This window comes from Oceanobacillus phoenicis, assembly GCF_047238145.1.
Taxonomy (GTDB): Bacteria; Bacillota; Bacilli; order Bacillales; family Amphibacillaceae; genus Oceanobacillus.
Genome location: NZ_JBDFME010000001.1, coordinates 1,730,976 through 1,744,019 on the forward strand (window position 1 = coordinate 1,730,976; position 13,044 = coordinate 1,744,019).

Annotated in this window: 11 protein-coding genes; 10 read left to right on the forward strand and 1 reads right to left on the reverse strand. The window is 37.3% G+C overall.

The features are described from left to right. Positions 1–24 precede the first annotated feature (24 nt). From ABC346_RS08680 to ABC346_RS08725, 10 genes are all read left to right on the forward strand, one after another. Entirely contained in the window at positions 25–792 is a 768-nt protein-coding gene (locus ABC346_RS08680) for a 3-hydroxyacyl-CoA dehydrogenase (protein ID WP_413234478.1), read from the forward strand. Positions 793–1,122: 330 nt separating this feature from the next. Beyond that, positions 1,123–2,277: a thiolase family protein gene (locus ABC346_RS08685; RefSeq protein WP_017797849.1), complete on the forward strand. Its 1,155-nt coding sequence runs from the start codon at positions 1,123–1,125 to the stop codon at positions 2,275–2,277. A gap of 17 nt (positions 2,278–2,294) precedes the next feature. Next, positions 2,295–3,416, forward strand: a complete 1,122-nt coding sequence (locus tag ABC346_RS08690; protein WP_413234479.1) for a CaiB/BaiF CoA transferase family protein — start codon at positions 2,295–2,297, stop codon at positions 3,414–3,416. A gap of 57 nt (positions 3,417–3,473) precedes the next feature. Beyond that, positions 3,474–5,090 carry a long-chain fatty acid--CoA ligase gene (locus ABC346_RS08695; RefSeq protein ID WP_413234480.1) on the forward strand — a complete coding sequence of 539 codons (1,617 nt, stop codon included), beginning with the start codon at positions 3,474–3,476 and terminating at the stop codon, positions 5,088–5,090. 269 nt (positions 5,091–5,359) lie between these two features. Further along, positions 5,360–6,328 (forward strand): NAD(P)H-dependent flavin oxidoreductase, encoded by a 969-nt coding sequence (locus ABC346_RS08700; protein ID WP_413234481.1) that lies wholly within the window; start codon positions 5,360–5,362, stop codon positions 6,326–6,328. A gap of 11 nt (positions 6,329–6,339) precedes the next feature. Continuing rightward, a complete protein-coding gene (locus tag ABC346_RS08705) occupies positions 6,340–7,122 on the forward strand; it encodes an enoyl-CoA hydratase/isomerase family protein (protein ID WP_413234482.1) in 783 nt (260 codons plus the stop codon). A 16-nt stretch (positions 7,123–7,138) separates the two neighbouring features. Then, a complete protein-coding gene (locus tag ABC346_RS08710; RefSeq protein ID WP_413234483.1) occupies positions 7,139–8,305 on the forward strand; it encodes an acyl-CoA dehydrogenase family protein in 1,167 nt (388 codons plus the stop codon). Between the two features lie 58 nt (positions 8,306–8,363). Then, the gene (locus tag ABC346_RS08715) at positions 8,364–9,956 is read left to right on the forward strand and encodes a long-chain-fatty-acid--CoA ligase (protein WP_413234484.1); all 1,593 of its coding nucleotides are present in this window, start codon (positions 8,364–8,366) and stop codon (positions 9,954–9,956) included. A gap of 352 nt (positions 9,957–10,308) precedes the next feature. After that, positions 10,309–11,250, forward strand: a complete 942-nt coding sequence (locus tag ABC346_RS08720; protein WP_413234485.1) for an MBL fold metallo-hydrolase — start codon at positions 10,309–10,311, stop codon at positions 11,248–11,250. 80 nt (positions 11,251–11,330) lie between these two features. After that, entirely contained in the window at positions 11,331–12,158 is an 828-nt protein-coding gene (locus ABC346_RS08725; RefSeq protein WP_017797841.1) for an aldo/keto reductase, read from the forward strand. Positions 12,159–12,374: 216 nt separating this feature from the next. Here ABC346_RS08725 and ABC346_RS08730 read toward each other — a convergent pair whose 3' ends face one another. Beyond that, positions 12,375–13,028 carry a class F sortase gene (locus ABC346_RS08730; RefSeq protein WP_413234486.1) on the reverse strand — a complete coding sequence of 218 codons (654 nt, stop codon included), beginning with the start codon at positions 13,026–13,028 and terminating at the stop codon, positions 12,375–12,377. Between the last annotated feature and the right edge of the window lie 16 nt (positions 13,029–13,044).

Here is a 13,044-nt window from a genome sequence, read left to right on the forward strand (position 1 = left end):
ACAAGCCTGAAAAGGAGAATGTTTGTGAATATAAAACAAATGACAACAGTAGTTACTGGTGGTGCATCAGGTCTAGGAGAAGCAACCGTGCGAAGACTAAAAAATAAAGGTGGAAAAGTAGCCATTTTTGATTTGAATAAAGAGAATGGAGAACGATTAGCAACAGAGTTGGGAGATGGCGTTCGTTATTATCAAGTTGATGTAACTGATGAATTTAGTGTTCAACAAGCATTGGATGATGTCGTGGAACAAGGTAACGGCATTCATGCAGTTGTTAATTGTGCTGGTATTGCAATTGCAGAAAAAACGGTTGGAAAAAAAGGAGTTCATTCCTTAAAACATTTTACAAATGTAATAGAAATTAACCTAATTGGAACGTTTAATGTGATTCGATTAGCTGCTGATAAAATGGCACTAAATAAACCAAACGAAGAGGGAGAACGAGGAGTTATTATTAATACGGCTTCCGTAGCGGCTTTTGAAGGTCAAATTGGACAGGCAGCATACAGTGCTTCAAAAGGGGGCGTTGCAGGTATGACGCTTCCTATTGCTAGAGATTTATCTACCCATGGTATTCGGGTTATGACCATTGCTCCTGGTTTATTTTTAACACCGTTATTTGAAAAGTTACCAGAGAAAGCAAAAGAAGAATTAGGGAAAATGACACCTTTTCCATCACGTTTAGGAAAACCAATTGAGTATGCAAAGCTCGCACAAAGCATTATAGAAAATCCAATGTTAAATGGGGAAGTAATACGACTTGACGGAGCCATCCGAATGCAACCAAAGTAAGAAAAGTGATAGCGTCCGAAAAGCAACGTATAAACTGGAGCACTTCGCAATGAGATAAAGGAAATACGATGAGCTTAAGCGAATCGATATTGACTTTCACCACAAGGGTATAAGTGCGACTAAGCATCATAACATTCTGCAAGTCTTCTTTATCGTAGTGAAGAAGTGTGAAGTTTACTAGTTGCTGGACGCTAAAGCTAGACAAAAAAAGCGATAGCGTGCGAAAAGCTACGTATCCGTCTTTTGATCAGATCTTTTTGTTATGTCCCAGTAACTTCCTTTTTCCCTTATGATAAAGGAAATCAAAATCATTTAAAAGGAGGAGTTCGCTTGCGTGAAGCAGTAATAGTAGAAGCGGTTCGTACACCTGTTGGAAAGCGAAACGGTTCACTTAGTGAAATTAGAGCAGAGGATTTGGCAGCAATGCCTTTAAAAGAATTAATAACTCGCACTGGATTGGATTCAGGATTAATTGAAGATGTCATTATGGGTTGTGTCACTCAAAGTGGAGAACAAGCCTTTGATATTGGTAGGCAAGCAGCTTTAATCGCTGGATACCCGATAGAAGTTCCGGGTACTACGATTGATCGTCAATGTGGTTCGAGTCAACAAGCCATTCATTTTGCAGCACAAGCAATTGTAAGTGGGGACATGGATATAGTTGTCGCTGCTGGAATAGAAAGTATGTCGCGAGTTCCTATGGGATCGAATCAACAGGGAGTAAAGTTAAGTAAATCGTTGACATCGAATTACGAGATTATTAATCAAGGATTGTCTGCAGCGAGAATTGCAAGGAAATGGAATATTTCCAGAGAAGAGATGGATTTATTTGCGTTAGAAAGTCATCAAAAAGCAATTGAAGCAAGAAACAACGGTTATTTTTCCGATCAGATTATGTCAGTAGAAATTACAAGATCTGATGGAACAAAAGTGACTATTGATACTGATGAAGGCCCAAGAGAAAATACTTCGATGGAAAAATTAGCTGGGTTATCGTCGCCGTTTGAGAAGAATGGTAGTGTGACTGCCGGAAATGCGAGTCAAATTAGTGATGGTGCAGCTGGATTATTGATTATGTCGCGAGAGAAGGCAGAAGAACTGGGTTTTAAACCACGCTTTCGAATTATTGCGCGCTCTGTAATTGGATCAGATCCAACATTAATGCTAACTGGTCCCGTTCCAGCTACAAAAAAGGTGCTTGAAAAAGCAAAATTAAAGTTAGATGACATTGATGTATTTGAAGTGAATGAAGCATTTGCTTCTGTACCATTGATGTGGTTGAAAGAAACGGGAGCGGATCCAAAGAAATTGAATCAAGATGGAGGTGCGATTGCTTTAGGGCATCCACTTGGTGCTAGTGGATCCCGATTAATGACTACCATGTTACATACATTGGAAAGAACAGGTGGAAGATATGGTCTTCAAACTATGTGTGAGGGACATGGGATGGCAAATGCAACTATTATTGAAAGATTAGATGAATAGTAAAGAGGAGGAACAATATGCCGCTATCCAATATAAGAGTATTAGATTTAACGAGGCTACTTCCTGGTCCTTATTGTTCGATGATGCTAGCGGATTTTGGAGCGGAGGTAATTAAGATAGAACAACCAAATGGTGGGGATTATCTACGTGATTTTGATCCTAAATTTGGAAACGAAGACAGTGTGTTTTTTCAGTCTTTAAATAGAAACAAAAAGAGTGTTTGTCTTGATTTAAAAGATGAAGAGGATAAACAAAGTTTTCTAGAATTATTATCTAGTGCTGATATTTTAATCGAATCTTTTCGTCCTGGAGTGATGAAAAAGCTTGGACTTGATTACGACACACTAAAAGAATATCAGCCTAGTTTAATTTATTGTTCTCTAACTGGTTATGGACAGAAAGGGCCGTATAAAGATAAAGCAGGACATGATATTAATTACTTAAGCACTGCTGGTATCCTGCAATTGATGAGTGATAATAGGAAAAAACCAGTATTACCTTCCGTTCAAATTGCAGATATTGGTACAGGAGCATATCCAGCATTAATCGGAATATTAATGGCATATATCCATCGTCAAAATACAGGAGTGGGACAGTATATAGATGTATCCATGTTAGACGGGGCAGTATCTTGGCTGCATATGTTGTTACCTGCTACGTTCCATGGGCAGTCGATGGAACGAGAAAAATCCCTGCTTTATGGTGGTTATGCTTGTTATCAAATATATGAAACGAAAGATCGCCGATATCTATCCATGGGAGGATTAGAAGATAAATTTTGGACAAATTTTTGTAGAGTAATAGGTAAGTATGAATATATATCAAAATTACATGCTTCACTTGAGATTCAACGAGAAATGATTACATCTATCCAAACTATCATTAAGAAAAAAACATTAGATGAATGGATGGTGTTATTTAATGAGGAAGATGCATGTGTTACAGCATTACAAACTCTAGATGAACTTGTAGTAGATCCACATGTCTCTTTCCGAGAGATGATTATTGATAGAGGAGGGATGAAACAAATCGGAATCCCGATTAAGATGTCAGAGACTCCAGGAAAAATTCGGTCTGATGCGCCATCTCTTGGTGAACATAATGAAGAGTTATTAAACCCAGCAAGAACCATGAAATAAATCATTATGATGCAGTTTTTTCAATCAATCTAAAAAATAGTGAAGGGATAGATTGTTATGATGAACACGCAATTAACTTTAGCATCGATGATTAAACATACGGAAAAATATTTTCCAAAGAAAGAAGTGATTTCAAGAACATTAGCTGGTATACAGACATTTACGTATGAAGAGACGGTACAACGTATGAAGCTCCTTGGTCATGCTTTGGAGTCGCTTGGTATAAAAAAAGGCGATCGGGTGGGGACATTTGCATGGAATCACCATCGTCACCTTGAAGCATATTTTGCTGTTCCTAGTATGGGAGCAATTTTACACACAATAAATATTAGGTTAGCCCAAGAAGATCTCGTATATATTATTAATCATGCTGAAGATAAAGTGATTTTAGTTGATGAAGATTTATTGGCGTTGATTGAGAGAGTGAAGGATCAATTAGAACATGTGGAAGCTTATATTGTTATGACAGATCGAGAAAACCTTCCAGAAACTAGTTTAAGTTCTGTCTATTCCTACGAAGCACTATTAGAAAGAGCAAATACGGAGTATGAATTTACTGCTGAACTGAACGAAGAAGACCCTGCAGGAATTTGTTACACCTCAGGAACAACCGGAAAACCAAAAGGTGTTGTGTATACACATCGTGGTATTTACTTACACAGTATGGCTTTAGGAATGACAGATACAGTCGGATTATCAGAAATGGATACAACAATGCCTGTGGTACCGATGTTTCATGTGAATGCCTGGGGAATGCCCTTTGCAGCTACTTGGTTAGGAGCAAAACAAGTATTACCAGGTCCAATGCCAACACCACAAGTGTTAGCCCAATTAATTGATGATTATGAAGTGACAACTACTGCAGGAGTACCAACGATTTGGTTAGGTTTGTTAAAAGAATTAGAGTCAGGAAATTACTCGATGAAAAGTTTAAGAAACATTCTTTGTGGGGGATCTGCAGCTCCAAAGGGTATGATAAAAACGTTTGAAACAAAGTACAATATACCATTTTTGCATGCGTACGGGATGACAGAGACGTCACCTTTAGTTACCGTATCTAGATTAAAAAGCTATCAACACAGTATGGACGGGGAAGAGCGGCTGGAATTACGTTCCAGACAAGGCATGGTCGTACCAGGGATTGAAATTAGAGCGATAAATGAAAATGGAGACATTGCCCGAGATGGAGAAGATATGGGTGAATTATTAATTAGAGGTCCATGGATTGCTGATCAATATTATAAAGATGATCGTAGTGGAGACGCATTTCATGATGGGTGGTTGCATACTGGAGATGTGGTCACGTTGGATGAAGAAGGTACCATCAAAATTGTAGATCGTACAAAAGATCTTATTAAAAGCGGAGGAGAATGGATTTCTTCTGTCGATTTAGAAAACGCTTTAATGGCACATGAAGATATATTCGAAGCAGCCGTAGTAGCAATACCAGATCCTAAATGGCAAGAGCGTCCAGTTGCATGTGTAGTATGCAAAGAAAAAACACAACTAACAAAAGAAGATATAATACAATTTTTACAACCTCAATTTGCGAAATTTTGGTTGCCAGATGAAGTGATATTTATGAAGGAAATTCCGAAAACCTCAGTTGGTAAATTCCTGAAAAAGGCATTGAGAGACCAAGTGAAAGAGGCTTTATCTATAAAAGATGAGTAAAAAATAATGAGTCAATTTAATAATTAAATATTTTGTGTGAAATCCGAATGTTCACTGTTTTGATTTTCATTACAGACGGACGCTTTCCGCAGGCACGGCCTCAGCTAACTTGAAAAGAAGAACACTTTTCAAGTGGATCTTCGACTCGCGCTATTCCTGCAGGAGTCGCCGTCTTCCATTACAATCAAAGCCAAGTTATAGCTATAATCCGAACATTATTATCATTCCAATTATGAAATTGACTCAAATAGAAAAAAGGGGAAATTATTATGCAATTAACAGATATTAATAATCAAATGACATTACCGGTAATGATGGCACCGATGTTTTTAATTTCAAATCCGAATATGGTGATTCGTGGATGTGAAGCGGGGATCATCGGTACTTTTCCAGCATTAAATGCCCGTACTACAGACATTTTGGATGAGTGGATGACAGAAATTAATACAACTTTAGTTGAAAAAAGAGCAGAAGATCCTAATAAAAAAATAGCACCTTGGGGGATTAATTTTATTAGTCATACATCGAATAAGCGATTCTACGAGGATTTAAAATTAATAGAAAAACATCAAGCTCCAATAGTCATTACATCTTTAGGTGATCCATCTCCAGTAGTTTCAATTGTACATTCATACGGTGGAATGGTGCTCTCTGATGTGATCGACCTTAAATTTGCCAAAAAAGCCTTAGAAAAAGGAAGTGACGGATTAATTCTAGTTGCTAATGGTGCGGGTGGTCATGGCGGAACATTAAATCCGTTTGCTTTTATTCAAGAAGTTCGGACGTTCTTTGATGGCCCAATTGCTCTAGCAGGGGCTATTTCTCAAGGGGAGCAGATATTAGCTTCGCAAATATTAGGGGCTGATTTTGCTTATATCGGGACTCATTTTATTGCAACAGAAGAAAGTGGAGCAAATGAAGAATATCAGCAATCAACGATTGATTCTACTAGTAAAGATATACTGTATACCCCAGCATTTAGTGGAATCCCAGCAAACTACTTGATACCAAGTATAGTAAAGTCAGGACTTGACCCTAATAAACTACCAAAAAAAGAGAAGATAGATTTCTCTGAGCTTGGAGATCCATCAATCAGAGCGTGGAAAGACATCTGGGGTGCTGGTCAAGGTGTCGCAGGAACTACAAAAGTACAGTCAATTCAACAAGTAGTTGATGAACTACAGCAACAATATGAGCAGGCGAAAAATAAAATCGGAATTGCTATTGAGCAAAAGTAAGGAGTGGAAAAATGACAATAACGTCTACAGTTCATTATCAAAAAGAAAACCAAATCGCTTATATAGCAATGAATCGACCAGAAAAAAGAAATGCATTATCAATAGAAATGGCGGAAGAATTAATAGCAGCCTTACACCAAGCGGAGAAAGACCCTGAAGTAAAGGCAGTAATATTGACTGGTGAAGGAAAAGGCTTTTCAGCTGGTGGGGATTTGCAAGTATTAAACACATTAAATAATTCCGCTCAAATTATGAATTATATGAAGAAAGCATTGCAAATCATTCAAACGATGAAAGACTTAGATAAATATGTCATCAGTGCCGTACATGGATTTGCAGCTGGAGCAGGATTTAGTATTGCAATCGCGGCCGACTTTATTGTAGCTAAGAAAGATGCAAGTTTTGCTTGTAGTTTTACAAATGTAGGGATTATTCCTGACTTAGGTCTGTTAAAAGGTCTCGCTGATAAACTACCAGCTGCAGTTGCAAAAGAATGGATTTCGTCTGGTAGACCAGTATCTGCGCAAGAAGCTTATGAGCGAGGAATAGTAAACCGTGTGGTGGAAGGAAATCTATTAGAAGAGGCAACGGAATTTGCGCAATTTATTGTACAAGGTCCGCCGTTAGCCAATCAATTTGTAAAACATATGGTGAATCATGCCAGTGAATACAACCAAGATACGAATGACTTACAGGAATTAGCTGTGCAAACATTACTTTTACAATCGGAAGATAATAAAGAGGGAATTGCTGCCTTTTTTGAAAAAAGAAAACCTGCTTTTAAAGGAAAGTAAAAGGAGGAGACCAGTAATGAATTTATCTATCTCTTCATCGAAACAAGCAGAACTAGATTTACTAAAACGTAGTGTGGAGTCTTTTTGCAAACAGGAGGTCGCTCCATTTTATAGCATGTGGGAAGAACAAGGAATGGTACCGAGAGAATTTTGGAATAAGTTAGGAGAACAAGGCTTTCTGCTAGCAGAGGTACCAGAAGAATATGGCGGTATAGGAGCTAGCTTTCTTTATTCCACGACAATAATAGAGACGTTTTGTCGTCAAGGATATAGTTCGATAGCTGCAAATTTATCGGTACATGATACGATTCTCGCAAACTATTTCCTCCAATATGGAACCGAAGAACAAAAGAAATATTACTTACCAAAAATGATTTCAGGAGAATTAGTTGGTGCAATCGCAATGACTGAACCGGGTGCCGGAAGTGATCTCCAACGGATAAAAACAACAGCAAATTTTGATGAGGCAATGAGTGGATATGTATTAAATGGCTCTAAAACATTTATTACGAATGGTCAGCTTTGTGACTTTGCGATTGTTGTAGCGAAAACGAAATTGGATGTAAAACCATCGAAAGGAATATCGCTGTTTATCGTTGACGCAAGTAAGGATGGTTTTACTAAAGGGAAAAATCTTGAAAAAATAGGATTACATGCTTGTGATACTTCGGAGTTATTTTTTGAAGATATTCTGTTAGATGATCGAGATATTCTCGGAGGAGTAGATCAAGGTTTCTCCGTGTTAATGAACGAATTACCTCGTGAACGGCTAATTGTTGCGAATTGTGCCGTTGCTTGTATGGAAGGTGTACTTACTGACACGGTTACTTATGTGAAAGAGCGAGAGTTATTCGGAACAACGCTCGACCAATTACAGCATACACAATTCACCTTGGCTGAGTTGCAAACCAAAGTACGTGTCCAACGTTCTTTTGCCGATGAATGTACTACAAGATGTATAGAAGGAAGTTTAGACACAGCTACAGCTAGTATGGCAAAACTAAGCTGTACGGAAGTACAGGGTGAAGTGATTGATCGTTGTCTACAGTTATTTGGAGGCTATGGTTATATGCTAGAGTATCCTGTAGCCCGAGCTTATGCGGATGCACGAGTCCAACGGATTTATGGTGGTACATCAGAAGTGATGAAGTTAATTATTAGTAGAGAATTATTATCAAAGTAACTGGATGTTTAAGTGAGGAGTATAGAACAAATCTTACTATAAGGGAGTTGTTTTGCAAATGCTAGCACCACTAACCCCACTAGATTGGAAACGGAGAGCAATTAAATATTATCCTGAAAAGGTAGCTATAGTTGATGGAGATAAATCGTTTACGTATAAAGAATTTGGCCATCGGGTGGATCAATTATCCAAGGGTTTACTCGATAAAGGTATTAAAGAAGGTGACCATGTCGCTGTAATGCTGCCAAATACACACTATATGCTGGAATGCTTTTATGGAATATGCCAGATTGGAGCAGTGATGGTACCATTAAATTATCGTCTCTCTTCAAAAGATTTAAACTATATCATTAATCATAGTGATGCAAAGTTGTTAATTGTTGATGAGGCATTTGCTGGTCCAATTGAAGATATTCAGAATAGTTTGTCCTTAAAAGACATTATTATTGTAGAAGTAGATGGAGAGAACACTTCCTTACAAGGTACTCGTTATGAAGCGTTAATACATCATGATAAAGAAAAGACCGAATTACCGATAGTAGAAATTGATGAAAATCAGTTAATGACGATTAATTATACTAGTGGTACAACGTCGAATCCAAAAGGTGTTATGCTAACCCATCGTAGCAATTATATAAATGCAGCCAACTTTCTTTATCATATTAATGTTTCCCATGATGATCGCTATTTGCACACATTACCGATGTTTCATGCGAATGGTTGGGGAGGAGTTTGGGCAATAACTGCTGCAGGGGGTACGCATGTTTGTTTACGCAAAGTCGACCCGCCATTAATATTAGATATATTTGAACAACAACAGATAACCATGCTATGCGGGGCACCTACAGTGGTAAATATGCTGGTGAATGAGCCGAAAGCAAAACATGTAAAGTTACAGTCTAAACTTAGAATGGCTACCGCTGGATCTCCTCCTGCAGCGGCATTAATTCAAAAAGCACAAGATATTTTAGGATTACAAATGATTCATGTATATGGACTAACAGAAACGTCCCCTTTTATTTTATATTGTGAATGGAAACAAGATTTTAATGACAAATCCACTGATGAACAAGCAACCATTAAAGCGAGACAGGGAATTGAGCTTGCGTTTAATGGTGAAACAACGGTTATTCGTCCTGATGGAGAAGAGGTTACTTGGAATGGGGAGGAGTTAGGAGAAATAATCACTTGTGGAAATGTCGTGATGAAAGGATATTATAAAGATGTAGAAAAAACTGATGCAGCTATGAAAGACGGGTGGTTCCATACGGGTGATTTAGCTGTCATTCATCCGGATGGTTTTATAGAAATACGAGATCGAGCAAAGGATTTAATTATTTCCGGTGGAGAGAATATTTCATCTACAGAAGTAGAGGGAGTCCTATACAAACATCCAGATGTATTAGAAGTAGCCGTAATTGCAATCCCTGATGAAAAGTGGGGAGAAGTTCCATTAGCAATCATTGTTCCACAGCCGCATTCAACGCTGACAGAAGATGAAGTCATATCGTATTGTCGGGAGAATCTTGCTCACTTTAAGGCTCCAAAAAAAGTTGAGTTTGTCGAAGAGTTGCCAAAGACAGCTACAGGAAAGCTACAAAAATTCCGTTTAAGAGAGTTGTACTGGGAGAAAGCGAAGAAGGTAAATTAATGTAGTGCTATGAATTTGAAAAGTTGTTAACTAGAAAAAAGAGTTAAGTAGATAGAGTTTATAGATCTTTGTTGAAAGAGGTTGGGAGAAAAGCATTTACTCAAAAGATGAACAGGTTTTGAATATCCGCTTTTAGAAATATACGACGGTTATTCTTGGGCGGGCCTAGCTGGTGAGCTTCCCGAATCAGGGTCTCACCTATTCCTTCCTCCCACGGGAGGGAGTGAGTATACTCTACGTATATTTCTTATGCTTATTCTAGTTACCATCCGTCTTATGATCAAATCTTTTTGTTATATCCCAAACTCTTCTTCATTAAACAATCATCAGCTTAGTGAAGGAAGGGATTTGTTTGTTAGATCAGCTTGGAATTAAAAAAGTTACCTTAGATCTACCATTTCGATTAAATCATGTAAATTGCTTTATTGGAGAAGCGGATCAAGGCGTGAAAGTGATGGATACAGGACTACATCGTAACCAAACTGTACAACGTTGGAATGAAGAACTGCGAGGAAAACATGTTTCCGATATTATCATTACTCACTATCATCCAGATCATTTTGGATATGCAGGAGGATTACAACAACAGACGGGCGCTAATGTATGGATGACAGAGATCGATGCGCGTGCAGCTTTATCATCTTGGGAAAAACCATTCCTGCAGCAGTTAAAAGATAATTATAAACTAGCAGGTATACCAGAAGAAATAGCAAAGGAATTAGCGGATAACACATCATCCTTTTACCTGTATGTAACTCCATATCCATCTGTTCATGGGTATTTAAGGGAAGGAGATCGAATTCAATTCGGTACATATGAATATGAGATTATCTATACACCAGGACATTCTGATGGATTAGTAACCTTTTACAATCAAGAGAAAAACGTCCTTTTATCAACAGATCATATTTTACCTAAGATTACGCCAAATATTTCTTATTGGTTTCATGGTAATGAAAACCCATTAAAAAATTATTTATCTTCACTAGAAAAAATTAAAAAGTTACATGTAGAATGGGTGATTCCTGCTCATGGTAACCCGTTCTCAGATGCTAATAAGCGAATAGAAGAAATAAAAGCACATCATGAAGAGCGACTTTCCTATTTATTGGACAAAATAAAAGTGGAGACTACGGTCTATGAAGCAACCGAAAAACTATTTCCGAAAAAAATGTCGGTACATGATTCAAGATTTGCTGTTGGTGAGACCATTGCTCACTTAGAATATTTAAGATTAGCAGGAGAGTGTACCAAAGAGTTAATCAATGGAATCTATCTATATAAAGCAAACTAAATTATAGTGTGACGATATATTTAAGAAAAAAAGGTATTTCATGTATGATAGTAGTAACAAAGATTATGGAGGTGCGCTACATGATTAAACATTTACAGGATACATTTACATTAAATAATGGATTAGAAATGCCAGGATTCGGTTTAGGGGTTTATAAAGTTGAAGATGGATCGGTTGCAGAAGAGGCGGTGAAAACAGCTTTAGAAAACGGGTACCGTAGTATTGATACAGCTTCATTCTATGATAATGAAAAAGGGGTAGGTGAAGGAATCAAAAATTCTGGAGTTCCTCGTGAAGATATTTTTCTTACTTCTAAAGTATGGAATGATGAGCAAGGATATACTTCTACCAAACAGGCATTTCAAAGAAGCTTAGAGAAATTAGGAACTGATTATTTGGATTTATATTTAATTCATTGGCCAGTGAAAGATACTTTTGTAGAAACCTGGAAGGCGATGGAAGAACTCTACCGAGAAGGTAAAGTAAGAGCCATTGGTGTAAGTAACTTCCATGTACAACATCTAGAAAAATTATTTGCGAATGCTGAAATTATTCCGGCAGTTAATCAAGTGGAATTCCATCCGCATCTAACACAGGAAGGACTGCGTGCATTTTGTCGTCAACATAATATTCAACTAGAAGCTTGGTCTCCATTGAAGCGAGGGCAATTGCTAGAAGAGGATATTATTCAAACGATCGCTAAGAAATACGCTAAGTCTCCAGCACAGGTCATCTTACGTTGGGATGTTCAGCATGATGTAATTACGATACCTAAATCAATTACTAAAGAAAGAATAATAGCTAATGCGGATATCTTTGATTTTTCTTTAACAGAAGAAGAAATGAACCAGATTGATGCGATGAATCAAAATGATCGTTCCGGTAGTAACCCAGATAGTTTTGATTGATAAAGTTTAATTATTTTGTACGATCACTAATTATTAAACTGATCTAAAACCCAAAATAGCTTTAGAAATCCGTGAAAGTGGTTAATAGAGCAGCTCTAAAACCCAAAACAGCTTTGGAAATCCGTGAAAGTGGTTAATAGAGCAGCTCTAAAACCCAAAATAGCTTTAGAAATCGAAAAAAGTGGTTAATAGAGTTAATCGGAAATTACTTTGTTTTTATTCTAAATCTTCTTCAACTAATTCAGTATACACGACTAATCTTTCTGTTCTACCACCAATAGAATGATCGAAAGTTCCAATACAGGTAATTAAATTTAACATTCGTCTAGATGTATAACCAAATATATCTTCAATCGGTGCATTATCTTTATGAAAGACTTCTATGTCAACCACTTTAAATGTTAATTTCTCCCCATCTTCTCCAATAACCTCAATTTCATCATCTTTTTTAAGTTTATCAAGGTCAAAAAAGACTCCTGGTCCAGTCTTATCATCGACGTGGCCAGCAATAACTGCACTGCCACGGTTTCCAGGGTTTGTTCCTAAGTCAAACCAACCGGTTTTTGTGAAATCCTCTGGGACAGCCATTTCTCCATTTTCTAATAAACCAACACTTTCAACAGAAGAAGAAACATTGATTGAATCTATATTAATTTCACTAGGAGTAATATTGTATTGTTTATCTTTAATGATAAATGATGAGGAAGTATCATCCTCCTCATCATTTATATCTGTATTATATTCTAATGGTACATACGTATCATTTTCCTGTTGTGAAGAGGAACTGGATCTGTCAGATGAAGGTGATTGATTATCTTGGCTACATGCGACTAAAAAAAGTAACATAAAACTAATTATTAGACGAAACATCCAATTCCTCCTTTTA

Coding starts and splice junctions, on each gene's coding strand:
- ABC346_RS08690 (WP_413234479.1), top strand. CDS start 2,295: ATGCCGCTATCCAATATAAGAGTATTAGATTTAACGAGGCTACTTCCT.
- ABC346_RS08695 (WP_413234480.1), top strand. CDS start 3,474: ATGATGAACACGCAATTAACTTTAGCATCGATGATTAAACATACGGAA.
- ABC346_RS08700 (WP_413234481.1), top strand. CDS start 5,360: ATGCAATTAACAGATATTAATAATCAAATGACATTACCGGTAATGATG.
- ABC346_RS08705 (WP_413234482.1), top strand. CDS start 6,340: ATGACAATAACGTCTACAGTTCATTATCAAAAAGAAAACCAAATCGCT.
- ABC346_RS08710 (WP_413234483.1), top strand. CDS start 7,139: ATGAATTTATCTATCTCTTCATCGAAACAAGCAGAACTAGATTTACTA.
- ABC346_RS08715 (WP_413234484.1), top strand. CDS start 8,364: ATGCTAGCACCACTAACCCCACTAGATTGGAAACGGAGAGCAATTAAA.
- ABC346_RS08725 (WP_017797841.1), top strand. CDS start 11,331: ATGATTAAACATTTACAGGATACATTTACATTAAATAATGGATTAGAA.
- ABC346_RS08730 (WP_413234486.1), bottom strand. CDS start 13,028: ATGTTTCGTCTAATAATTAGTTTTATGTTACTTTTTTTAGTCGCATGT.